Source organism: Chthonobacter albigriseus, from assembly GCF_013839445.1.
Taxonomy (GTDB): Bacteria; Pseudomonadota; Alphaproteobacteria; order Rhizobiales; family Pleomorphomonadaceae; genus Chthonobacter; species Chthonobacter albigriseus.
The window spans coordinates 914445-938945 of sequence record NZ_JACDIT010000001.1; the positions used below are offsets into that span (position 1 = coordinate 914445).

Genomic DNA, 24501 nt, shown 5'->3' on the forward strand with positions numbered 1-24501 from the left:
CCATGACCCGCACGCTGCCGGACAAGAATCTGCTGGTCGCCAGCCACAACAAGGGCAAGATCCGCGAACTGGAGTTCCTGTTCGAGGGCTACGACCTTGCCATGGTGACGGCGGGCGAACTCGGCCTGCCGGAGCCGGAGGAGACCGGCACCACCTTCGTGGAGAACGCGCGAATCAAGGCGCTGGCCGCCGCAAAGGCTTCGGGCCGGGTGGCGCTGGCCGACGACAGCGGGCTCTGCGTGGAGGCGCTCGGCGGCGCGCCCGGCGTCTACACCGCGGACTGGGCGGGCGTGCCCCGCGACTGGGACCGGGCGATGCGGCTCGTGGAGGAGGAACTCCACAAGGTGGGCGCCGTGGCGCCGGAGCAGCGCAAGGCGAAGTTCGTGTCGCTGCTCTGCCTGGCCTGGCCGGACGGCCATACGCAGGAGTATCTCGGCGAGGTGAACGGCACACTGGTCTGGCCGCCGCGGCGCGGGCCGATCGCCTACGGCTACGATCCCGTGTTCATGCCGGAGGGAGAAACGCGGACGTTCGGCGAGATGACGGCCGAAGAAAAGCACGGCTCGATCAAGGGGACGCCGCGCTCGCACCGGGCACGCTCGGCCGCCCTGTTCGCTGCCGACGTGCTGGACCCGGCGGACGGGCGATGACCGCCCGGGGCGATCTCCTCTCCGGCCTCGCGCCGCACCCGGCGGGAACTCCGGCCGAGGGCTTCGGTGTCTATGTGCACTGGCCCTTCTGTGCCGCCAAGTGCCCCTATTGCGACTTCAACAGCCACGTCCGGCACGGCGGGGTGGACCAGGAGCGGTTCGCCGCCGGGCTCGTCGCCGAACTGACAACGATGGCGCGGCTGGCGCCCGGGCGGACGGTGACCAGCGTGTTCCTCGGCGGGGGCACGCCGTCGCTGATGGACCCGGCGGTGGTCGGCCGGGTGCTGGACGCCGTGGGGCGGCTGTGGACGGTTTCCGGCGATGCCGAGATCACGATGGAGGCGAACCCGTCGAGCGTGGAGGCGGAGCGGTTCCGCGGCTATCGCGCGGCGGGGGTGAACCGCGTGTCGCTGGGCGTGCAAGCGCTCAACGACGAGGACCTGCGCTTCCTTGGCCGGCTGCACGACGTCGACCAGGCGCTGGTGGCGATCGAGACGGCGCGGGCGACCTTCCCGCGGTTGTCGTTCGACCTGATCTACGCCCGGCCGGGGCAGACGGTTGAGGCCTGGGAGGCGGAGCTCGCCCGCGCGATCGGGCTGGCGGCGGACCACCTGTCGCTCTACCAGCTGACGATCGAGCCGGACACGCGCTTCGAGGCGCTCTTCAACGCCGGCAAGCTGCAGATCCCGGACCCGGATCTCGCCGCCGACCTCTACGAGGCGACGCAGCGGGTGACGGAAGCCGCCGGGCTGCCGGCCTACGAGATCTCCAACCACGCCGTTCCGGGCGCGGAGAGCCGGCACAATCTGGTCTACTGGCGCTACGGCGAGTACATCGGCGTCGGCGCCGGGGCGCACGGGCGCGTGGTGCTGCCGGACGGCGATGGACGGTTCGCCACGATGACCGAGCGGAACCCGGAAGCCTGGCTGCAGCGGGTGGAAGCGGGCGGCCACGGGGTGATCGAGACGGAGACGATCGTCGGCGAGAGCGCGGGCGACGAGATGCTCCTGATGGGCCTCCGGCTGCGCGAGGGCATCGACCCGGCCCGCTACGAGCGGCTTGCCGGCCGCTCGTTCGACGAGAAGCGGATCGCCGACCTGCTCCAACACGAGATGGTGGAGATCCTGCCCGACGGGCGGATCCGCGCCTCACACGGGGGATGGTTCGTGCTCGACGCGGTGGTGGCGGACCTCGCCGCCTAAGATAAGCTGCCAACCGGCAGGCGCTGCCGCCACCGAGGTCGCGGACCTCGCCGCCTGAGCGGCGGGGCCGGGTGGATCAGAAGCCGGTGAAGGCGCGCGGCGCGGGCTGGACCAGCCGTGGTGCGCCGCCGGTGGCCTCGTAGATGGCGAGGCCGCGATCGTTGGTGCCGTCCGCGTTGAAGCGGAACAGGCCGTTCACGCCCGAAATGAAGCCCTGCGGATCGGCGAGGACGGAGCGCTGGAATCGCTGGGTTCCAGCCTGCTTGACAAGGCTCGCCGCCAGCACCACCGCGTCGTAGGCGAGTGTGGCGGTCAGTTGCGGCTCGCTGCCGTAGGCGGCGCGGTAGCGGCCCGTGAAGGTCTGGAAGCCTGAGATCTCGGGGGCCGGGAACCACGCGCCGACGAGCGCCGGATTGGCGTAGACCGCCGGATTGTTCCAGGTGCCTGAGCCGAGCACGCGGACGCGACGGGTGTCGACACCCGCGCTCACGAGTTGCTGGACGACGGCCGCCGCGCGATCGTCCGGGATGAAGATGCCGTCGATCTGGGCGGCATTGGCAGCGACTGCCGCCACCTTCTGCGGCAGATCCTGGCCGGAGTACTGCTCGACCTGGACGAGGCGGATGCCGTAGCGCGGCGCCATCTGACGGAGCGCGGCCTCGGCGAGGGTGCCGAAGGCGCCGGTGGAGATCAGGGCCGCCATCGAGCGGAGACCGCCGGTGGAGGCCTGGGCCAGCAACTGGCGGACCTGGTCGTCGACCAGGAAGCCCATGATGTAGATGCCGGGCTGGGCGACGCCGGGATCGGAGGAGAAGGAGAGCACCGGAACCCCCGCCGCGCCGGCGATCGGGGCGACCTGGCGCACCTCGTCGGCGAAGACCGGGCCGAGGATGATCTCGGCGCCCTCGGCGATGGCCTGCTGGGCGGCGGCGGCGGCCACCGGCCCGGTGCCGCCGGAATCCTTGACGAGGATGGTGATGTCGGCGCCCACGAAATCGCGCAGGCCGAGTTCGGCCGCGTTGCGCATGGCCGTGGCCAGAGCCGCGGCGTTGCCCTGCGCCGTGCGCGGCAACAGCAGGCCGACGCGCACATTGCCGGTGCCGATCGTCTCGCCGGTGGGCACCGGCAAGGTGCTCTGCATCGGTGCGATGGGCTGATAGGTCATGCCGCCGCCGGTGGGGGCGCAGCCGGCCAGAGCCGCCGCCGAACCACCGAGAAGGAAGAGTGCCTGCCGCCTGGAGAAATGACGCCGTCCTTGTTCGGACGCGCGTTCGTCGTCGCCGACCCTGTTCATGACTTCACCTGCCCGTGCCGCTCGGGGTGATCGACTTCTACGTCTGTCATCGCGTACATATCAAAGTGCAACGTGGCGTGCAGGCAACATTTTCGTGGACAATGCGATCCCCCTGCCCCCTTGTTCGCCGCGCCTGTGTGGCCGCACGGCAACGTCGGCCCCGCCCAGCCCCTCCTCACCTTATGCGACCGGCTCGACCATGAGTTCTCCAGACAGCGCCGCGCCAACGAACGGCTACTCGATCGACGGCGTCGGCTTCCGCGCCAAGCCGATCGCGCCCGGCCTCTACGCCGTGGCGACCCCGATCGGCAACCTTTCCGACATCTCGATTCGGGCGCTGGAGACGCTGGCCGCCGCCGACCTGATCGTGTGCGAGGACACGCGGGTGACGCGCACGCTGCTCGACCGCTACGGCATCAAGAAGCCGATGGCGGCCTATCACGAACACAACGCCGCACGCGAACGGCCCCGGTTGCTGGCGATCCTGAAAGGCGACAAGACGATCGCGCTCGTCTCCGACGCCGGCACGCCGCTGGTGTCCGACCCCGGCTACAAGCTGGTGGAGGAGGCGATCGAGGCCGGCGTCACCGTGGTGCCGATCCCGGGCCCGTCGGCTATCCTCGCGGCGCTGGTGGCGGCCGGGCTGCCGACCGACGCTTTCCTTTTCGTGGGCTTCCTGCCGCCGAAATCCGGCGCGCGGCGCAATCGGCTGGCCGAATTCAAGAGCGTGCCGGCGACGCTGGTGCTTTACGAGGCGCCGCACCGGGCCGCCGAGACGCTGGCCGACATGGCGCAGGTGCTGGGACCGGAGCGGCCGGGCGTGCTGGCGCGGGAGATCACCAAGAAGTTCGAGGAGGTGCGCCGTGGTACGCTGCAGAGCCTCGCCGACGGAGCGGTGAGCGATCCGCCGCGCGGGGAGATCGTGCTGCTCGCCGGTCCACCGGCACGGGCGGAGGCTTCGGCCGACGACCTCGACGCGCTCCTGAAGGCGGCGCTTTCCGGCAGCGGGCCCGGCCAGGCGGCCGCGGAGGTGGCGAAGGCGACCGGCCGGCCGCGCCGGGAGGTCTACCAGCGGGCCCTGGCGCTCCGCGCCACGCTCGACGCCGCCGGCGACGACGCGGACGGCCAGGACGACGGGGCATGACACGCGACCGGGACGCCCGCCACGCGGCGTACCGGAAGGGCCTCAGGGCCGAGTGGGTCGCCGCTTGGCTGCTGCGGCTGAAGGGCTTCCGCGTGCTTGCCGCCCGATTCAAGACGCCTGCCGGCGAGATCGACCTGATCGCGCGGCGCGGCCAGCTGATCGTGTTCGTGGAGGTGAAGGCACGCGGCGACGAGGCGCGCGCGGTGGAGGCGGTGACACCGGCCGCCAAGGCGCGGATCGCCCGGGCGGCCTCGCTCTACCTCAACCGCCATCCACGGCTGGCGACGCTCGACCGGCGCTTCGACATCGTGTTCGTGGCACCGGGCCGGCTGCCCGTTCACCGGCCCGGCGCCTTCGAAAGTCCGCTAGATTGAGACCGGATGCCCTGCGCGATGTCAGGCGGGCGGTGGACAAGGGGGAGCGGCTCGGACCATAACTTCCGCCGACGCCCTGCCCTTCTCGCCGGAGCCCCGCTTCCATGTCGCTGACCGTCGCCGTCCAGATGGACCACATCGCCTCGATCCGTGTGGCGGGAGATTCCACCTTCGCGCTGATGCTGGAGGCGGAGCGGCGCGGCCACCGGCTGCTGCACTACACGCCCGACCGGCTGGCGCTGCGCCGCAACCGGGTGACCGCCCAGGTGGAGCCGGTGCGCGTGCGCGACGAGCCGGGCAGCCACTTCAGCTTCGGAGCGGCGGAGACGATCGATCTCGCCGGCGTGGACGTGGTGCTGCTGCGGCAGGACCCGCCCTTCGACATGGCCTACGTGACGACCACCCATTTCCTGGAGCGGATCCACCCTGAGACGCTGGTGGTGAACAACCCGGCGGAGGTGCGCAACGCGCCGGAGAAGCTGTTCGTGATGGACTTTCCGGACCTGATGCCGGAGACGCTGATCACGCGCTACGGGGCCGAGATCCGCGCCTTCCGCAAGGAGTTCGGCGACATCGTGATGAAGCCGCTCTACGGCAACGGCGGCCAGGGCGTGTTCCGCGTGAAGCCGGAGGACGAGAACTTCGGCTCGCTGATGGACCTGTTCACCAGCCAGTTCCGCGAGCCGTGGGTGGTGCAGCGCTACCTGCCGGCCGTGCGGGCGGGCGACAAGCGGATCATCCTCGTGGACGGGGTGTTCGCCGGAGCGGTGAACCGGGTGCCGGCGCCGGACGACCTCAGGTCCAACATGGTGCGCGGCGGGGCGGCGGAGACGACCGAACTCACCGAGCGCGAGCGCGAGATCTGCGAGACGATCGGGCCGGAGCTGAAGCGCCGCGGGCTGATCTTCGTGGGCATCGACGTGATCGGCGGCAACCTGACCGAGATCAACGTGACCTCGCCGACCGGGCTGCGCGCGATCAAGCGGCTCGGCGGACCGGATGTGGCGGCGATGATCTGGGACGCCATCGAGGCCAAGCGCGGCTGACGGATCAGGAACATACGATCCTTTTTTGTTCTTCTCCCGTTCTTGACTTTCAACCCTGCATAACGCAAGGTTGCAGAAGAACTCGGGAGAATTCGGCATGGTGGCCCACGTCAGGACCGTGTGTTTCCAGGGGATCGAAGCGGTGCCGGTGGACGTGCAGGTCCACATGGGCCCGGGTGATCCCAAGCTCATCATCGTCGGGCTCGGCGACAAGGCGGTGGCGGAGAGCAAGGAGCGCATCCGCGCCGCGCTGACGGCCTCGGGCCTTGCGCTGCCGCTCCGGCGGATCACCGTCAACCTCGCGCCGGCCGACCTGCCGAAGGAAGGCAGCCACTACGACCTGCCGATCGCGCTCGGGATCATGGCGGTGATGGGCGCCGTGCCGGCCGACGCGCTGGACGGTCTGGTGGTGCTCGGCGAGCTTTCCCTCGACGGGACGCTGACACCGGTGGCCGGATCCCTGCCGGCGGCGATCGCGGCGAATGCGGAGGGACGCGGCATCCTGTGCCCGAAGGGCTGCGGTGCGGAGGCGGCATGGGCGGATCCGTCGATGCCGGTGCTTGCGCCGATGAGCCTGATCGCCATCGCCAACCATTTCAAGGGCACGCAGGTGCTGTCGCGGCCCGAGCCGCGGACGGCGGAGACTTCCGGCGCGCTGCCCGACCTGGCGGATGTGAAGGGGCAGGAGAGCGCCAAGCGCGCTCTGGAGATCGCGGCAGCGGGCGGCCACACGCTGCTGATGGTCGGGCCGCCGGGGTCCGGCAAGTCGATGCTCGCCGCGCGGCTACCGTCGCTGCTGCCGCCGCTCGGGCCGCGTGAACTGTTGGAGATCTCCATGGTGGCCTCGATCGCCGGAACGCTGGCGGACGGGCGGCTCACCGACCGGCGGCCTTTCCGCGCGCCCCACCACTCCGCTTCGATGGCCGCGCTGGTGGGCGGCGGGCTGCGGGCCAGGCCCGGGGAGATCTCGCTTGCGCACCACGGCGTGCTGTTCCTTGACGAACTGCCGGAGTTCCAACCGGCGGTGCTGGACAGCCTGCGCCAGCCGCTGGAGAGCGGCGACGTGGTGATCGCACGCGCGAACTCGCGGGTCACCTACCCCGCCCGGTTCCAGCTGGTGGCGGCGATGAATCCGTGCCGCTGCGGGATGGCGGGCACGCCAGGCTTCAGCTGCCGGCGCGGACAGCGCTGCGCCGCGGACTATCAGGCGCGGATCTCAGGCCCGCTGCTCGACCGCTTCGACCTGAAGCTGGAGGTGCCCGCCGTCTCGGCGGCGGACCTCCTCATGCCGGGCCGGCGGTCCGGGGAGCCGTCGGCGGTGGTCGCCGCCCGCGTCGCGGCGGCGCGGCGGATCCAGGCGGAGCGCTTCGCCGCGCTTGGCCGGCCGGATGTTCTCACCAACACCGCCACGCCGGCCGATATGGTGGAGGCGATCGCTGCGCTGGACGGCGCCGCCCTGCGGCTTCTGAAGGACGCGACGGAGAAGCTGCGGCTGTCCGCCCGCGGGTACCACCGGGTGCTGAAGGTCGCGCGGACCCTGGCCGACCTGGACGCGGTCGAGGGCGTCGGCCGGATCCACGTGGCGGAGGCGCTCGCCTACCGGCAGACCATGGAGGCGGCGCCCATGCTGGCGGCCTGACGGAGATCCGCGATCCCGCCGTTCGGGCGGGCCTGCGGACGGACGAGCGAGGATCCCGGGGTTTGACAAGCGATCCGGCGGGGGAGGCGGCGATGGACGAAGTTCGGAGGGGTGAGCACTGCGAGCGGCCGGCGGGCGGGCGGCATCGCCCGTCACCGCGGCCGGGAGCATCGGCGAGCGCCGGCGGGGGGCAAGCTCCCTCCGGGCCGTCCGGGCAACGGATTGGAAACCGGCGGCGGCGTAGGGTTCCCGAACCTGCGGGTGGCGGCGGTGACGCGCGCGCAATCCCGTTCGCCAGGAACCGAACCGGATCGACGATGACCCCTGCCGCTCCGCCCGGACCCGATCGAATGACCGGCGCCGCTCCGGCCGATGACCGGAAACCGCCTTCCGGGCTGATCGGCTCCGTGGAGGCTGCCGTGCATGGCCGGGAGGAGACGCGCTCCGGCCGGGCCATCCCGTTCGCCTTCGGCGCCGCATCGGCGATGGTGATGCTGTCACTGGCGATCGAGATCGCGCGCAGCGGCTCGGCGGACGTGGCGCTCGTCGCCGGGGCCGCATTCGCTGCGGCGCTTGCGGCAACGGCGGCGTTGATCCTGCGCTCGGATGCCGGCAAGCGGATCGGCGCGGCCGGCGGGAGGCGGCCCGTGTCCGCGGCCGTATCGCCGCTGGTGGAGACCGCCGAGGACGCCCGCTGGGAAGCGCATGCGTCCATGGACCATTCGGGCCCCGGTCCACACACCGACCGGGACGCCGAGCACGAGACCGACTTGGACCATGCAGGCGACCTGGTGCTCGGGGTGGCCAGCGACGGGCGCGTCTTCGAAGCGAGCCCGGCGGTCGCCGCCCTGTTGGGATCGCCGCTGTCGGCCATCGTCGGCACCCCCTACGCGGCCATCGCAGGCAGGATCGCGGCCCTCAACGGCGATGCCGACCCGTCCGCCACCACCGTTCCGGACGCGGCGGTCGGGGCCCCCGCGGTCGCGCAGGCGTCGGACCCTGCCCACGGCACGGACCCCTGGACGGCGCTCCGCGCCCGGCTCGGCCCGACGCCCGAGCACACGCCGCAGGATCTCGAGGAAATCGGTGGATCGGCCGCGCCGCGGCTGGCAGGGGACATGCCGCTCCGGACCCCCGAGGGGGTCCGCTGGTTCGCCTGGAGCGAAACGCCGGTCATCCGCAACGGCGCCGTGGTCGGCTTCCGGGTGATCGGCCGCAACATCACGGACCGGAAGGCGATCGAGGAGGCTCTTTCGGTCGCACGCGACCAGGCGGAGGCCGCCAGCGCCGCCAAGTCGCGCTTCGTTGCCATGGTCAGCCACGAGATCCGGACACCGCTCAACGGCATCCTGGGAATGACCGGACTGTTGCTGCAGACCCCGCTCACGGCCGAGCAGCGCACCTACGCGCGCGCCGTGGAGACCTCGGGAGAAGCGCTGCTGCTGCTGATCGAGGATCTCTTGGACTTCGCCAAGATCGAGGCAGGCCGGCTCGACCTGGCGCCGCGACCGGTGGCACTTGCCGAGACGATCGAGGAACTGGTCGAGTTGATGGCCCCGCGCGCCCACGCCAAAGGAATCGAGCTCGCAGCCTATGTGGACCCGCGCCTTCCGCGGGAGGTGGTCGCCGACCCGGTGCGGCTTAAGCAGATCCTGTTCAATCTCGCCGGCAACGGCATCAAGTTCACGGCGGAGGGCGGCGTTGCGATCGAAGTGACGCCCGCCGACGACGGTGAGGTGGACGGCGCGGTGCGGATCCAGTTCCAGGTGCGCGACACGGGGATCGGGATCAGTTCCGACGACGCGGAGCGGGTGTTCGGCGAGTTCGAGCAGGCCGATCCGGGGCCGGCCCGCAGCTACGGGGGCACCGGGCTGGGCCTTGCGATCGCGCGCCGCCTCGTTCGCCTGATGGGAGGCGACATCCGGCTCGATTCGGCACCGGGCGCGGGCGCCTGCTTTTCCTTCACGGTCGCGTTCGCCGTTCGTGCGCACGGCATCGCGCCGGCGGAACCCACCGTCGACTTCGCCTCCGCCGGGCTCGGTGCGCGGGCCGCGCAGGCCGCGCTCGCCGCGACGTTCGGGCGCGACCTGCTCTCCATCGCGCCAACATCCCGCGCCGATCCAGCGGGCGATGCCCTCGCCGGCCGGCGCATCCTGGTGGTGTCGCATGCCCTGGTGGAAGGGCCGCTGGTGCTCCGCCGCCTGTTCGACTACGGCGCCGACGTTGAGCTGGTCCTGCAGAAGGACCTCGAATCCGTTCTGGCCCGGATCGGAACGCCCGACGTGATCCTGGTGGACGCCACGGCGCTGGACCCGTTGCCGGTGATCGACCGGATCCGTGCGATGTGCGAAGCGCCGGCGGGCGTGCTGGTCGATCCGCGGCAGCGCCCGCTGCTGCCGGACCTGCAGGCGTCCGGCTACGGCGCCTATCTGGTCAAGCCGGTGCGCGCGCGCTCGCTGATCCTGGCGGTACAGGCGCTGCTGGGTGAGGCGCGCTTCGGCTCCGGCGACGTCGAACCGCCTGACGCTGCGGGTGGGGTCGTCCTGCCGGTGCGCCGTTTGCGCGTGCTGGTGTGCGACGACAACGAGATCAACGTGCTGCTCGGCCGCGGCATGGTGGAGAAATTCGGCCACGAGGTGGTGACGGCGGCGGACGGGAGGCGTGCGATCGTCCAGATGGAGGAAGCGGCCGCCGGCCGGGCGCTACCGCTCGACCTGGTCCTGATGGACCTCCACATGCCCGAAATGGACGGCATCGAGGCCGCTCGCGGCATCCGAGCCATCGCCAACCGCGCCGGTGTCACGCCGCCCCGGATCGTGGCGCTGACCGCCGACATGATGCCGGAGACCCGGGAGGCCTGCGAGGCCGACCTGTTCGACGCGTGGCTGGCCAAACCGCTGCTGCCGGAGCCGCTCCGGGCGGTGCTGTCACGCAGCGACAGCCGACGCGGGGACGGCTGAGCGGATCCAGCCGCGACCCCACGGGGGGACGGCTCGCGCCTCCAGAGAGGCCCCGGCTGAAGCGGGGGAACCGACCCGCAGCCGCGAGCGAAAGCCAGCGCGCGTCATCAAGCGCCTCCGTTGCCATTCACCTCCAGGGAGGCCCCGGCTGAAGCGGGGGAACCGACCCGCAGCCGCGAGCGAAAGCCAGCGCGCGTCATCAAGCGCCTCCGTTGCCATTCACCTCCAGGGAGGCCCCGGCTGAAGCGGGGGAACCGACCCGCAGCCGCGAGCGAAAGCCAGCGCGCGTCATCAAGCGCCTCAGCTGCCTTTCGCCTCCAAGGAGGCCCCGGCTGAAGCGAGGGAACCGACCCGCGGCCGCGGACGAAAACCAGCTTGCGTCATCAGGCGCTCCAGGTTGCCTTGCGCCACCAGGGGGCGGCGGCTGAAGCGGGCGGCCCGACCTGTGGACGGGGGGCGACGGCTGCAATGGAAAACCGCTCGCGCAACCAGCTTTCCCTGATTCTAGCGGGCGAGGTCGACCCGCGGACGGGAGCGATGGCCGTGGGGTGAACCAACGTTCGCCACCAGGCCGTTCAGGTTTGAGCGACCGGGATCGACCTGCAGACGCCGGCGACGACAGTGGGGGATTGCGAACTCTCGCCGCCAGGGCGCCCGGGCTGACGCAGACGGAATCGTCCCGCGGACGTGGGCGACGGCCCGCCGGTGGCGATCGGCAGAGCAGTGGCGGCACCCATTTTCGATCCCGGCCCGCCGGCAAGCCGTCCTTCGGGGCGGATCGCGCGTGATGGAACACGACGGCAAGAAGCGCGCCGGCCCGGACCCTTCGGAGGTCGGAACGGGTCGGCTCGGGCCCGCGGACAGACCCTGCGCCGGGACAACCGAAGAAATCCGCCGAGCCCGTCCTGCCCGCCGCCGACCGGAGAGAGGGCAACGGAGTTGCACGGACTGGTCACGTTCCCCCGGGCGACCTAAGGTCGGTTCCGTTGCCAGCCAGGAAAGGTTGAACTCATGTCGCGTGCCCCGTTCTTCGTGCCGTTCGACCTCAGCACGATCGAGCCGGAAGACGGCGCGCCCGATCCGGAACGTGTGGTCAAGGGCGAGCCGCGTCATCGGACCTGGAGCGTGGAAGAGGCCGAGGACGGAAAGCTCTTTTCCGGGGTCTGGGAGTCGACGCCCGGAACGTGGCGCGTCAGCTACGACGAATGGGAGTTCTGCTCCATCGTCTCCGGCATCTCCATCCTGCACGAGGATGGCGCCGAAGCGCCGCACGTCCTGCGCGAGGGCGATACCTTCGTCATCCGACCCGGGTTCACCGGCCTCTGGGAAGTGGTGGAGACGACACGAAAATTCTACGTGATCAGGATGCCTTGAAACGCAGCACGCGGGCGGGGGCGATTGAACCGGATCGGCGGAGGGACTAGAAACGCGCCAGCATTCCGGTGTTCCGCCGGACTTCCAGTCGTCGGGTGCATGATGCAGTTGGACAAGGTTGAAGACGCGATCGCAGCCATCGCCGCGGGGGAGCTGGTCGTCGTCGTGGACGACACGGACCGCGAGAACGAGGGCGACCTGATCATGGCCGCCGCGCGGGCCACGCCGGAGAAGATGGCCTTCATGATCCGCCACACCAGCGGGATCATCTGCGTGCCGATACTGGCGGCGCGGGCCGACCAGTTGAACCTGCCGCCGATGGTGGCCAACAACCTGGACCCGCTCCGGACCGCCTTCACGATCAGCGTCGACTACAAGATCGGGATGACCACCGGCATCTCCGCGGAGGAGCGCACCAACACGGTCCGGGCGCTCGCCAACGACAACGCCGCGGCCAGCGACTTCCTGCGGCCCGGCCATATCTTTCCGCTGATCGCGCGGGCGGGCGGAGTCCTCACCCGGTCCGGCCACACCGAGGCGGGGGTGGACCTTGCCGGACTCGCCGGGCTCGATCCGGTGGGGGTGCTGGCGGAGGTCGTCAACGACGACGGAACCGTGAAGCGCCTGCCGGAGCTGGTGCCCTTCGCGCGCGAGCACGGCTTGAAGATCATCTCCATCGAGGACCTGATCGCCTATCGCGTGCGCACCGAGCGCTTCGTGGAGAAGGCGGCGGCGACCGAGATGACCGTCAACGGGCTGAAGGCGAAGGTCTTCGCCTATCGCACCCCATTCGATCCGATGCAGCACGTGGTCGCCGTGTTCGGCAACGTGCGCGACGGCGAGGACGTGCCCTGCCGCATCCACCGCGAGCAGCCGGTGTTCGACCTGTTCGACCGCACGGAAAGCAAGCGGACGTGGGTGGACGTGGCGGTCGACACCTTCAAGCGGGAGGGCGGCCGGGGCGTGCTGATGTTCCTCCGGAACCCGGTGGTCGACGACATCGGGGAAACCTCCGAGGCGCGGCAGGACGGCAAGGACGGCGAAAAGCACGGCAGTGCGCTGAAGCGAATGCACCGCTGGCGCGAGGTGGGCGTCGGCGCGCAGATCCTGCGCGACCTCGGCATCCGCTCGATCGCCACCCTCGCCACGCAGCAACGCGCCTACGTGGGCCTCGCGGGCTTCGGCATCGAGATCAGCCGCACGATCATCGTGGAGGATTGAGCGAGCCGGGTACGTCAGGTTTGGGGGGCAAACCCCGGCTGCGCGGGTGACCGATGCCTGAAGCCTTTGAATTTCGCTCGGATGCTTCCATGCGGAGCGTGGCTACTCTGCCGGCAACGACGTTGTCGGCCCTCCATAGCAGTCAACCGGCGAATTGCGGGAGCGATCGGTTTCCAGCCTGGGTTTGCAAGTCTCCCGGATCGACCGATCGGCGGACTGCCCTTTCTGCCCAGACGGGTGTCGTGTTCGTCGAGATCCAGCCGGCCGGTGGTCCCTATTTCGGTTCGATATTTGTAACGGGACTAGTTCCGGAAGTGTCGCCAAGCGTCGACCGCATCGTTCCGTGAATGATCTCCACAACATACTTCGTGAAATCACTTCGACGCAGGTAGCCCTCGGCAACGACGTCATCATCTCCGTCGACAAGCAGCACTCTTTCTCCAACCTCTATACCGTACATGTCGTTGAAGTTTTCGTTCACAACGACCATTTCAACGTAGTGCAGGGTGTTGAAGTCCACTGTCAAAGTCTTCACGTTCCAGTCCTTCATACGGTTCGACAAGCGTGCAGGGGTCGAACCTGTCTTTGACGTCTACAGGCGGGCTCGTACTGCATCGACATTGCGTCGCCACTCCTCGAAGTCCGTCGAGTCCGACCAAACCTTAAGTATTTCTGAGGGTCCGGACTGCTCACGCCGAAGCGCCCGCTTGATAAGGTCGAGGATGCCAGTTGCCGAAGATGAGTCCCTTGTTTCGGACAAAACACGTTGGATTGCCCGTTTCGCCTTCTGGTCCAGTCCGGCGGGGAGCGGTGCTGCGGCGCTTCGGAACCAGGGTTCGAGGACCTCGGGATACTTGGTTCCACGCTCCGGCCCGCTCTTCAGCCTCGCGATGATCGCGGCAGCTGCTAAACACTCCTCCGCGACCGGCGCTTCGAGATATCCAGCCCCGCAAGCCAGAACAGCATCAATGGCCTGCTCCAAACGTGCAGGATCTCCCTCCGCAACATCGGAGGCTAGGTCACAAGCGGCATCGTTCTCGAACAGTCCAGTTCCCCAAGCGCCCATCGCCCGCCCTTCAGAGTAATTCATCGATAAACATAAGTCTGATCTGCGTTATCCTGGCGTAAAATCACAAAACAGACGTACCTCCAAGCACGCTTGGTTCTCCAGAGACGTTATCGCATTTCCTATATGCATCCATTTTATTGTTTGCTTTCGTTTCCATCAGAATTAGTCTTTGACACGCTGTCTGCCCTGTCAAGAGCCAACTATCCGACTTCGGCGGTGGCAATTGATCCGTGACGCAGCCAGCACCAATACGTCGAGATCCGATTCGGATCTTCAGATGGGGACGCAGGTGTGACGGCGACCAGTCGACAGGATTTCCGGCGGGCAGGTTGCAATCAGCCGCGGCTCCCGTAGTCTCTCACCGATGCCGTCGACGCTCGCCATCTCCGGATATCGCTCAATCCGCGACCTCGTCGTACCGCTGGCGCAGCTTACCGTGGTGACGGGGGCAAACGGGAGCGGCAAGTCCAGCCTTTATCGTGCGTTGCGCCTGCTGGCTGACAACGGACAAGGCCGGATCGTCCAGACGCTGGCGGCGGAAGGCGGACTGGCATCGACCCTGTGGGCGGGACCGCCGACACTGTCCCGTGCGATGAAACAGGGGACTGCGCCGGTCCAGGGGCAGGTCAGGCGCGACGCCGTTTCGTTGAAACTCGGCTTTTCCGGCGACGTGGGCGGATACGCCATCGACCTCGGCTATCCCGTGCCGGGGAAGACGGCCTTCAACCTCGATCCGGCTATCAAAGTGGAGACGCTGTGGACAGGCTCGGCTCCTGGTCGGGCCAACACCGTGGCAGAGCGGCGTGGCCCAAGCGTCCGCATCCGCGATGAAGCCCACATCTGGCAGCAGGCGTTCACATCCCTTGCAGCCGTGGACAGCATGCTGACCCATGCCGCAGACGGCCGGGATGGCCTGGATCTGCTGATCATGCGCGAGCGACTGAAGGCCTGGCGCTTCTACGACCACCTGCGCACGGACCGCGAGGCGCCAAGCCGGGCGCCGCAGATCGGTACGTTCACGCCGGTGCTTGCCGGCGACGGCGCCGATCTTGCGGCGGCGCTGCAGACGATCCGCGAGATCGGCGACCCGGAGGGGCTGGCGGAGGCGGTGGACGACGCCTTTCCAGGGTCGAAGGTCGAGATCGAGGAGCGCGACGGGTTCTTTTCCATCCGGCTGCGGCAGCCAGGGCTTCTCAGGTCGCTTGCCGCTTCGGAGTTCTCGGACGGAACGCTGCGCTACCTGCTGCTCCTCGCCGCCCTGACGTCGCCGAGGCCGCCCGAGTTCATGGTGCTCAACGAGCCGGAGACCAGCCTGCACCCCGACCTCGCAGCACCCCTTGCACGGTTGATCGCCGCAGCCAGCCGAAGATGCCAGATTGTGGTCGTGACGCATGCCGCGGAGCTGGCGCACCGGCTGCTGGAAGCACCGGATGTGCTCCATCTCGAGCTGGAGAAGGACCTGGGCGAGACGCTGGCACAGGGCGTGGAGAGACCGCGTTGGGTTTGGCCGACGCGTTGAGCCCGTTCGCTTCCCTCCGACCCTGCGGGACAGGGCTGCGGCCGGGTCTCCCGGCGCAAATCGGCTCCCGGCGCGGGGCGTCGGGAGCCTGGGCAGACGGAATGCGGCCTTCTCAGGCGGCGAGGATCTGGGAGACGAAGCTCTTCATGGCGGACTGGAGGTCGGCGGCGTCCTTGCCGAGGCTGCGGGCCTGGTCGACGACGCGCGAAGCGGCCTCGTCGGTGGTGCCGACGGCGGAGCGGACGTCGGAGATGTTGGTGGAGACCGTGTTGGTGCCGCGGGCCGCGTTCTGAGCGGCGCGGGCGATCTCGCTGGTGGCGGCCGACTGCTCTTCGATGGCGGAGGCGACGGAGGTGACGGCCTGGCCGATCTCGCCGACGACGCTGCGGATCCGGGTGATCGCATCCACCGCGTTGGTGGTGGCGGCGCGCATGGCGGCGATCTGGGAGCCGATCTCCTCGGTGGCCTTGGCGGTCTGGCCGGCCAGACCCTTGACCTCGCCGGCGACCACGGAGAAGCCGCGGCCGGCCTCGCCGGCCCGGGCGGCCTCGATGGTGGCGTTGAGGGCGAGCAGGTTGGTCTGCTCTGCGATCGACTGGATGATGTCGACCACGGTGCCGATGCGGGCGGCGGTTTCGGAGAGGGAGGCGACCAGCGTGTTGGTGGAGGCGGCGTGGCGGTCGGCGTCGCCGGCGATCTCCCCGGACCGGGCGATCAGGTCGGAGACCTCGCGGATGGAGGCGAAGAGCTGGTCGGCGGCGGCGGCCACGGAGCGGACGTCGCCGCTGGCCGCTTCGGTGGCGTCAGCCACGGTGGAGGAGCGCTGGCTCGCCTGCTGGGCGAGGCCCGCCATGTCGCCGGCGGCCCGTTCCAGCTGGAGGGCGGCGTCGGCGACCTTGCCGACGATGGAGCCGACGCGGGCCTCGAAGTCGTTCGCCATGCTCTCGGTGAGCGCCCGACGCTCGGCCTCGCGGGCGGACCGCTCGGATTCCGTCGCCTCGGCGCGGCTCTGGGCATCCTTGTGTGTCATCTCGCGGATCTGCTCGACGGCACGGGCGATCTCGCCGATCTCGTCCTTGCGGTGGCGTCCGGCGATCTCCTCCACGTCGTGGCCGCTGGCCATGGCGCGAAGTGCCTGCGTGAGCTTGGCGATGGGGCCGATGATGCTGCGGGCGGTCAGGAAGCCAATGGCGACGGTGGCGGCGACAATGATCGATCCGATCAGCGTCATCTGGTTGCGGATGGTGGTCGCGGTGGCCAGGACCTCGGCATCCGCCTGGGTGGCGTAGATCGTCCACGTGGCGCCGAAGACCTTGGATTCGGCGGTGGCGGCGGTGAAAAGCGTATCGGCGCGCTGGAAGTGGATGCCGTCCGACGGATTCATGTCAGCGCCGTCGATGCCGACGACCGTGACCGGCTCGCCGGCCTTGGCGCCGCTCAGCGGCGGGTTGGTGCGCAACAGCCCGTCCGGGCCGACGGCGAAAGTCTCGCCGGACTGGCCGAGGCCCTTGCGGCCGGACATGACGGTGTCGAACACGGCCGGCGACAGGCGGAACACCATGTAGCCGACGCGGAGCGTCTCCTGGGCGGTGTTCATCGCCGCGTTGGACTTGCGCTCGATGGGATGGCCGAGAAAGGCGGAGAGTTCGCCGCCGGCCAACGGATAGGGCTGGAAGTCGGCGAAGACGAAGGTGTCGGCAGGGCCCTCCTGCATGGACTTGAAGAGGCCGCCGAGCGCGGTTCCGGCCAGCGCCGGATCGTCCATGGAGAGCGCGAAATCGTCGCCCTTGGCCACGGAGTAGATGACCCGGCCGTTGCCGTCCAGGATCATGATGTCGGCGTAGCCGCCCTTCTCCATGGCGGACTTCAAGGTGGCGTGGACCTTGGCGTGGCGGAAGCCGTACATGGTCTGCGAGTCCGCGCCGTCGCGGGCGAGCCGCTCGGCCGGCGCGCCAGCCTTGAAGTAGGCGAGCGTCTTCTCGAAGTCGGCCGGGTTGAGTGCGAGGTTCTTGTCGAGTTCGGCGATGCTGCTTGAGACGACGGTCATCTCCGAGACGGTCTGCACGTCGCTGGAAATGCGCGCTGCCTGCATGCCGAGGAGATCCTGCCGGGCGTCGGCCGCGAAGGCGAGCCGGTCCAGCGCTTCCCGCTCCAGGCCGTCCTTGGCACCGAACCATCCAATCCCGCCCATGACCGCTGCACTCGCCAAAGCGAGCCCGACCAGCGCCACCGGCAAACGGATTTTCAGTGTCGAGAACATCAGGACTCCCCCAAGCAACTTTACGCAGTCATCATAGGAGAAACATCAAGCACCCATAATTATTAATTAATGCCCTACGCTGCATAAATTGTGCTGTACAGATTGCCGCACGCGTTGCGGTCGTGCCCTTGAAAACAAAAGGCCCGCGGCAAGCCGCGGGCCTTTGTTTGTCTGCAATGAGCCGGATCAGTCGAGGACGCTGATCTGCACCGCTTCGCGACCCTTGGGGGTCTCGACGATCTTCATGGAGACGCGCTGGCCATCGGCGAGCGGACCCATGCCGGCGGCCTGAAGGACGGAGATGTGGACGAAAACGTCCTTGCCACCATCCTCGCCGGCCACGAAGCCGAAGCCCTTGTCCGGGTTGAACCACTTGACTGTGCCGTCGAGCGGCGTGGCCGAGGAGAGGTCCACCGTGCGCCGGGGCGGACGCGGGCTGCCGAAGCCGCCGCGGTCGCCACCGCCGCCGCCGAAGCCACCGCGATCACCGCCGAAGCCACCGCGATCGCCACCGAAGCCGCCCGGACGGGGGCCAGCGGGACGCGGGCGGAACTGCGGCGCCTGAGCGGTCGTCTCGTCGACTTCCAGAACCTTCACGACCTGCTTGCCCTTGGCGCCCTGGGCAACCTGGACCTTGAGCGTGGCACCCGGCGGGACGCTGTCCCGACCGATGGCCTGGAGCTGACCGATGTGCAGGAAGGCATCGCCGGAGCCGTCGGAGAGGGCGGTGAAGCCGAACCCCTTCTCCGGGTTGAACCAAGACACCGTGGCGTCGACCACGGGGCCTGATGCTGGAGCGCTGTCGAAGGGCGACGGCCCGCCGAAGGAACGCTGCGGACGCTCGCGCGGCATCTCGAAGGACGGCATGATGTCGTCGTCAAATCCGCCACGCCGACGCGGGGGGCGGAAATCCTTACCCTTACCCATTCTGTCTTCTCGTCTCCGCCTATAGAGAGCCCCAAGTCAGCGGCCGCGGAGCTTCCGCCGACTTGTTTTGTTTGCCAGAGCCTTCTGCGCCGATTTCGTATTCTTCAAAGCTCGGCTCGCTGCCCCTCGCGGAGGACGAAATCCAAGCTTGACCGTATTCCAGAACCGCTCCTAGGGACTAGTCTTAGCATACCGCCCGCCTTTGATCGCCCCGTTTTTTGCGATTCCATCGCCACAGAGCGACTTTTTTTGAAGGTAACACGGCAAAAACGCCTTTTCCGGCGGCCGCTGCCACGGTTTCGCCGCCATCCGCAGGCCGCGGATCACCCACCGCTTCGCAGGTAGACGGTTGAAAGCGGGGGGAGCACCAGGGACAGGGACCGAGGCTGGCCGTGCGCCGGGACCGGCTCGGTCTCAACGCCTCCGCCGTTGCCAAGGTTGGAGCCTCCGTAGATCTCCGCGTCGGTGGAGAGCAGTTCGCGCCAGTGTCCGTCGAATGGGACGCCGATGCGGTAGGCGGTGCGTGGAACGGGCGTGAGATTGGCAACGACGAGGACGGCGGGGTCGCCCTCCCCTGCTTGGCGCAGGAAGGCGAAGACGGAGTTCTCCCGGTCGTCACCAACCGCCCAGGCGAAGCCGGCCGGGTCGGCGTCCAGGCGGTGCAGCGCCGCTTCGGTTGCGTAGAGTCGGTTCAGGTCGCGGACGAGATCCCGGACGCCGCGGTGGCGTGGCTCGGAGAGCAGCGCCCAGTCGACGGAGCCGTCGTGGTTCCACTCGCGGCGCTCGGCGATCTCGCAGCCCATGAACAGCAGCTTCTTGCCGGGGTGAGCCCACATGAAGGCGAGGTAGGCGCGCAGGTTGGCGAAGCGCTGCCAGTCGTCGCCGGGCATCTTGCCAAGGAGCGAACCCTTCCCGTGCACGACCTCGTCGTGGGAGATCGGCAGTACGAAGGCCTCCGACCAGGCGTAGACGAGGCCGAAGGTCATCTCGTCGTGGTGCCAACGACGATTGATCGGGTCTTCCGCGATGTAGTGGAGGGTGTCGTGCATCCACCCCATGTTCCATTTGTATGCGAATCCGAGCCCACCCTCCTCGACGGGGCGGGAAACGCCGGGCCAGGCGGTGGACTCTTCGGCGATCATCACCGCGCCGGGGCAGCGGCGGGGCACCATGCTGTTGAGATGCTTGAAGAACTCCACGGCTTCGAGGTTCTCGCGGCCGCCGTAGCGGTTGGGGATCCACTCGCCCGCCTTGCGTGAGTAGTCGCGGTAGAGCATCGAGGCGACGGCGTCCACGCGCAGCCCGTCGACGTGATAGCGCTCCAGCCACTCGAAGGCGCTGGCGATCAGGAAGCCCTTCACCTCGTTGCGGCCGAGATTGTAGATCAGCGTGTTCCAGTCCTGGTGGAAGCCTTCGCGCGGATCCTCGTGCTCGTAGAGAGCAGTGCCGTCAAAGCGGGCGAGGCCGTGCACGTCGGTGGGGAAGTGGGCCGGCACCCAGTCGAGGAGTACGGCGATCTGCTCGGCGTGGCAGCGGTCGACGAAGGCGGCGAACTCCTCCGGCCGACCAAAGCGGCCGGTGGGAGCGAAGAGGCCGAGCGGCTGGTAGCCCCAGGAGCCGCCGAAAGGGTGCTCCATGATCGGCAGCAGTTCCAGATGGGTGAAGCCCATGCCCTTCACGTAGGGGATCAGCCGGTCGGCCAGTTCGATCCAGTCGAGGCTGCGGGCGTCCTCGCCGATGCGGAGCCACGAGCCGACGTGGACCTCATAGACGGAGATGGGTGCGTCGGGCGCCTGACGGGCGGCGCGGGACTCCATCCACGCGTGGTCGGTCCAGGCGTAGGGCTCGGTGCGCGCGACGATCGAAGCGGTGCCCGGCGCCGGTTCGGCGGACCGGGCAACGGGATCGGCTTTCTGGGGCAGCACGGCACCGTCCGGGCCGACGAGCTCGAACTTGTAGCGAGTGCCGACACCGACGCGCGGGACGAACAGCTCCCAGACGCCGGCCTCACGGCGCTGCCGCATGGGATGGCGGCGACCGTCCCAGCTGTTGAAGTCGCCGACGACGGAGACGCGGCGGGCGTTGGGGGCCCAGACGGCGAAGCGAACGCCGGGAACGCCCTCCACGGTCATCGCCTGGGCGCCGAGGCAGCGGCCGAGCTCGTAGTGGGTGCCCTGCGCGATCAGGTGCAGGTCGAGATCGCCGAGGAGGAGGCCGAAGGCGTAAGGGTCCTCCGTTTCCTGGCGTGCGTCGGGCCAGTCGATCACAAGACGATAAGGGCCGATGCGCGCGACCGGGCCGGACCAGAAGCCGGCGGGGTGGGCAAGCCGCAAGGTGCCGAGAAGATCGCCGCCGTCGCGGGCGCGAACCTCCACCGAGCGGGCGCCCGGCAGGAAGGCGCGCACGCTCGCCGCGTCGCCGAGGCGGTGGGGGCCGAGCAAGGTGAAGGGGTCGCCATGACGTCCCTCGACCAGTGCCTGGACGGCGGCATGGTCCAGTCCGAAAGCGGGATCGATCATGACGAGGCTCCCGACCGCGTGATCCGATCAAGCAGCGCCGCCATGCCCCTGAGCGGGATCGGCAACCACTTCGGCCGGTTGGCGGCTTCGTAGCGGATCTCGTAGGCGACCTTCTCCAGGAGGAAGAGGCCGAGGAGCGGCTCCTCGACGCCCGGCGGAAGCCAGGGTTGTTCGGCCGCCGCGGCAACCTCGCGGTAGGCGGTGAGGAAAGCCTCCCCGGCCTCCCGACGGAAGCGGTCGAGCAACTGGCGGCGCTTATCGGCCATCTCGCCGGAGGCGGGTTCCTCCTCCTCCGTGCCGACGGCCGCGGCGGCGTAGTCGAGCGAGCGCAGGAGGCCGGCGACGTCGCGCAAGGGGCTGGACTTGGCGCGGCGTTCCTCCAGGGAGCGGGCCGGTTCGCCCTCGAAGTCGATCAGGTAGGCGTCGCCCTGGGCGACGAGGATCTGGCCGAGATGGAAATCCCCGTGGATGCGGGTGACAAGAGCGCCTCGGCCAGCGGCGGCGAGACGGTCGAGCGCGGCGAGAAGCTCTTGCCGTTCGGCGAGGATGCGCTCGGCGGGGCTGGAGAGATCGGGCTCGAGGCCGTCCGTCTGCGCTTGGAGAACACCGAAGGCGCTCTCCAGCTGGCCGCGGGCGCTGTCGGCCCACGCGGCGATCTCCGTATCGCCCGCCTCGACAGGGGCGAAGGCCTCGTCGTCGACCGGCTGGGCGAGCGCGGCGTGCAGTTCGGCGAGGCGGCGGCCGATGGTGCGGGCGAAGCCGACCTCGTCCTCGAAGGGGTCGCCGACGGGGCGCGGGCCCTCTAGCGTGCTGGTGAGGAGGGCCTCCTCCACCGAGCGCTTCAGCGTTTCCAGCATCCAGGTCCAGGCGTCGCCCTGGTTGCGGACGAAGCCCTGGACGATGGCGATGACGCGGCAAGTGCCGTCGTTGGTGACACGGGCGACCTGCCCGAGCAGGGGGGCGCTGTTGCCGTAGTCCAGCTCGGTGAGGCGGCGGGTCATCTCCGCTTCGGGGTTGATGCCCTCGGCCATGTGGCGGACGACCTTGATCACGGCAGCGTCGCCGACGATCAGGGAGGAGTTGGACTGCTCGGCGGAGAGCCACTTGATGGGGGCGTCCGGGGCGATCTCGACCGTCTCCAACCGTCGGGTGGGCATGAAGCGAAGTTCGCCGTCGTCGGTCGGAACAACGGTCTCCTTGCGCAAGGCGTCCAGCAGGCCGCGAGCAAAGGTTTCGGAAGCGAAGCCGTCGGTGAGATAGCCGACGCGGCGGCCCTGGCGGACGCGGGTGAGCGCGAGCTGGGCCGGGAGCGGAGAGGGGTTGCCCTCCTCCCAGGCGATGGCGAGCGGGAGCACGTAGCGCTCGGTGTGGCCCGGCAGGCGCGTCTCCACTTCGGCGAGGAGGGTCTCGCCGTCCGGCATCGGCGTGACGAGCGCGAGGCTGGCACCCTCCAGCGTCTCGTTCTTGGCGCCGAACCAGCGGCGCATGGCCAGATAGGGCGGCAGAACATCGGCCTCGATCACGCGGCGATTGCGGGTCTCGGTAATCTCGGTGAGGCCGCGGCGCAGGACGAGCGTGGAGAATTCCAGAAGCTGCTGGGGTGGCGAGACGTGCCAGGTCGGCGTCGCCGCCTCCTCCAGGAGCTGGAACCAGTAGAAGCCGTAGGGCGGCAGCGTGAGGAGGTAGGTGAGCTGGCCGATCGGCGGGAAGGCGGAGGCGCCGGTCATCTCCATCGGCACGCGGCCGGCCATCTCGGACAGGTCGAGCTCCACGGCCTGGGGCGTGCGGGACAGGTTGGCGACGCAGAGGATGGTATCGCCGTCGAACTCGCGGAGATAGGCGAGCGCCTTCCGATTGCCCGGGTAGAGGAATCGCAGCGTGCCGCGGCCGAAGGCCTTGTGCTGCCTGCGGAGCGCGAGCATCCGCCGGGTCCAGTTGAGGAGCGAGTGGGCGTCGCGGCTCTGGGCCTCCACGTTGACGGCCTCGTAGCCGTAGAGCGGATCCATGATCGGCGGCAGCACGAGGCTCGCCGGGTCGGCACGGGAAAAGCCGCCGTTGCGGTCGGGGCTCCACTGCATGGGCGTGCGCACGCCGTCGCGGTCGCCGAGGTGGATGTTGTCGCCCATGCCGATCTCGTCGCCGTAGTAGATGACCGGCGTGCCGGGCATGGAGAGGAGCAGCGCGTTCATCAGCTCGATGCGGCGGCGGTCACGCTCCAACAGTGGAGCGAGGCGGCGGCGGATGCCGAGGTTGATACGGGCGCGCCGGTCGGCGGCGTAGAAGTTCCAGAGGTAGTCGCGCTCCTCATCGGTGACCATCTCGAGCGTCAGTTCGTCGTGGTTCCTGAGGAAGACCGCCCACTGGCAGGTTTCCGGGATCTCCGGCGTCTGGCGCATGATGTCGGTGATCGGGAAGCGGTCCTCCTTGGCGATCGCCATGTACATCCGCGGCATCAGCGGGAAGTGGAACGCCATGTGGCACTCGTCGCCGGCGCCGAAGTACTCCTGGGTGTCCTCCGGCCACTGGTTGGCCTCGGCGAGCAGCATGCGGTCCGGATAGTGCGCGTCCATCTCGGCGCGGATCTTCTTCAGGACGACATGGGTCTCGGGCAGGTTCTCGTTGTTGGTGCCGTCGCGCTCGACGAGATACGGGATCGCGTCGAGCCGCAGGCCGTCGACGCCGAGGTCGAGCCAGAAGCGCATCGCCGAGAGGACGGCCTTGAGGACCTGCGGGTTGTCGAAGTTGAGATCCGGCTGGTGGGAATAGAAGCGGTGCCAGAAGTAGGCGCCGGCGACCGGGTCCCAGGTCCAGTTGGATTTCTCGGTGTCGAGGAAGATGATCCGGGTGCCCTGGTACTTCTGATCGGTGTCGGACCAGACGTAGAAGTCACGGTGGTTGGAGCCGGGCTTGGCGTGGCGGGCGCGTTGGAACCAGGGATGCTGGTCGGAGGTGTGGTTGATGACCAGCTCGGTGATCACGCGCATGCCGCGTGCGTGCGCCTCGCGGATGAAGCGCCTGGCGTCGGCCATGGTGCCGTAGTCGGGCGAGACGTCGCGGTACTCGGCGATGTCGTAGCCGTCGTCGCGGCGCGGCGATGGGTAGAAGGGCAGCAGCCAGATGGTGTCGACGCCGAGGCTGGCGATGTAGTCCAGCTTGGAGATGAGGCCCGCGAAGTCGCCGATGCCGTCGCCGTTGGCATCGAAGAAGGACTTCACGTGCAGCTGGTAGATGATCGCGTCCTTGTACCAGAGCGGATCGAGCGCCGGCCGGCTGCCGGTTTGCGGCATCGGCTTCGGATCGTCG

The 24501-nt window shown here is 69.0% G+C and carries 17 protein-coding genes; 10 read left to right on the forward strand and 7 right to left on the reverse strand.

The genetic code is table 11. The features are described from left to right. Nucleotides 1-2 precede the first annotated feature (2 nt). Together HZ321_RS04075 and hemW are read left to right on the forward strand one after the other, a co-directional pair. Nucleotides 3-650, forward strand: coding sequence for a non-canonical purine NTP pyrophosphatase (locus HZ321_RS04075; protein ID WP_181700464.1), 648 nt, complete (start codon nt 3-5; stop codon nt 648-650). Next, a complete protein-coding gene (gene hemW / locus HZ321_RS04080; protein WP_181700466.1) occupies nt 647-1852 on the forward strand; it encodes a radical SAM family heme chaperone HemW in 1206 nt (401 codons plus the stop codon). The genes HZ321_RS04075 and hemW overlap by 4 nt, the downstream gene beginning before the upstream one ends. A 76-nt stretch (nt 1853-1928) precedes the next feature. On the opposite strand, the gene HZ321_RS04085 is transcribed toward hemW, so the two are convergent. Further along, complete coding sequence (locus HZ321_RS04085) at nt 1929-3146, reverse strand: penicillin-binding protein activator (RefSeq protein ID WP_181700469.1); 1218 nt, start codon at nt 3144-3146, stop codon at nt 1929-1931. A 199-nt stretch (nt 3147-3345) separates the two neighbouring features. On the opposite strand from HZ321_RS04085, the gene rsmI reads away from it, so the two are divergent. From rsmI to ribB, 7 genes are all read left to right on the forward strand, one after another. After that, nucleotides 3346-4290: a 16S rRNA (cytidine(1402)-2'-O)-methyltransferase gene (gene rsmI, locus HZ321_RS04090; RefSeq protein ID WP_181700472.1), complete on the forward strand. Its 945-nt coding sequence runs from the start codon at nt 3346-3348 to the stop codon at nt 4288-4290. Continuing rightward, nucleotides 4287-4664 (forward strand): YraN family protein, encoded by a 378-nt coding sequence (locus tag HZ321_RS04095; RefSeq protein ID WP_181700475.1) that lies wholly within the window; start codon nt 4287-4289, stop codon nt 4662-4664. Before rsmI ends, HZ321_RS04095 begins: the two co-directional genes overlap by 4 nt. 104 nt (nt 4665-4768) lie before the next feature. After that, nucleotides 4769-5710: a glutathione synthase gene (gene gshB, locus HZ321_RS04100; RefSeq protein WP_181700477.1), complete on the forward strand. Its 942-nt coding sequence runs from the start codon at nt 4769-4771 to the stop codon at nt 5708-5710. A 97-nt stretch (nt 5711-5807) separates the two neighbouring features. Continuing rightward, the gene (locus tag HZ321_RS04105; protein WP_181700480.1) at nt 5808-7349 is read left to right on the forward strand and encodes a YifB family Mg chelatase-like AAA ATPase; all 1542 of its coding nucleotides are present in this window, start codon (nt 5808-5810) and stop codon (nt 7347-7349) included. Between the two features lie 350 nt (nt 7350-7699). Continuing rightward, nucleotides 7700-10309, forward strand: a complete 2610-nt coding sequence (locus tag HZ321_RS04110; RefSeq protein ID WP_181700482.1) for a hybrid sensor histidine kinase/response regulator — start codon at nt 7700-7702, stop codon at nt 10307-10309. A 1011-nt stretch (nt 10310-11320) separates the two neighbouring features. Further along, nucleotides 11321-11683 carry a cupin domain-containing protein gene (locus HZ321_RS04115; RefSeq protein ID WP_181700484.1) on the forward strand — a complete coding sequence of 121 codons (363 nt, stop codon included), beginning with the start codon at nt 11321-11323 and terminating at the stop codon, nt 11681-11683. A gap of 102 nt (nt 11684-11785) precedes the next feature. Beyond that, nucleotides 11786-12904, forward strand: coding sequence for a 3,4-dihydroxy-2-butanone-4-phosphate synthase (ribB, locus tag HZ321_RS04120; protein WP_181701725.1), 1119 nt, complete (start codon nt 11786-11788; stop codon nt 12902-12904). Between the two features lie 274 nt (nt 12905-13178). On the opposite strand, the gene HZ321_RS04125 is transcribed toward ribB, so the two are convergent. Together HZ321_RS04125 and HZ321_RS21975 are read right to left on the reverse strand one after the other, a co-directional pair. Further along, nucleotides 13179-13439: a hypothetical protein gene (locus HZ321_RS04125; protein ID WP_181700485.1), complete on the reverse strand. Its 261-nt coding sequence runs from the start codon at nt 13437-13439 to the stop codon at nt 13179-13181. Nucleotides 13440-13496: 57 nt separating this feature from the next. Further along, nucleotides 13497-13994: a DUF4259 domain-containing protein gene (locus HZ321_RS21975; protein ID WP_181700487.1), complete on the reverse strand. Its 498-nt coding sequence runs from the start codon at nt 13992-13994 to the stop codon at nt 13497-13499. Between the two features lie 343 nt (nt 13995-14337). On the opposite strand from HZ321_RS21975, the gene HZ321_RS04135 reads away from it, so the two are divergent. Next, nucleotides 14338-15492 (forward strand): AAA family ATPase, encoded by a 1155-nt coding sequence (locus HZ321_RS04135; protein ID WP_181700489.1) that lies wholly within the window; start codon nt 14338-14340, stop codon nt 15490-15492. Nucleotides 15493-15604: 112 nt separating this feature from the next. Here HZ321_RS04135 and HZ321_RS04140 read toward each other — a convergent pair whose 3' ends face one another. From HZ321_RS04140 to treS, 4 genes are all read right to left on the reverse strand, one after another. Continuing rightward, nucleotides 15605-17752 (reverse strand): methyl-accepting chemotaxis protein, encoded by a 2148-nt coding sequence (locus HZ321_RS04140; RefSeq protein ID WP_181700491.1) that lies wholly within the window; start codon nt 17750-17752, stop codon nt 15605-15607. A gap of 186 nt (nt 17753-17938) precedes the next feature. Continuing rightward, on the reverse strand, nt 17939-18679 hold the full coding sequence (locus HZ321_RS04145) for a cold-shock protein (protein ID WP_181700493.1): 741 nt from the start codon (nt 18677-18679) through the stop codon (nt 17939-17941). Nucleotides 18680-19002: 323 nt separating this feature from the next. Then, entirely contained in the window at nt 19003-21198 is a 2196-nt protein-coding gene (gene glgB, locus HZ321_RS04150; protein WP_181700495.1) for a 1,4-alpha-glucan branching protein GlgB, read from the reverse strand. Further along, on the reverse strand, nt 21195-24485 hold the full coding sequence (gene treS / locus HZ321_RS04155) for a maltose alpha-D-glucosyltransferase (protein WP_181701726.1): 3291 nt from the start codon (nt 24483-24485) through the stop codon (nt 21195-21197). The genes glgB and treS overlap by 4 nt, the downstream gene beginning before the upstream one ends. Between the last annotated feature and the right edge of the window lie 16 nt (nt 24486-24501).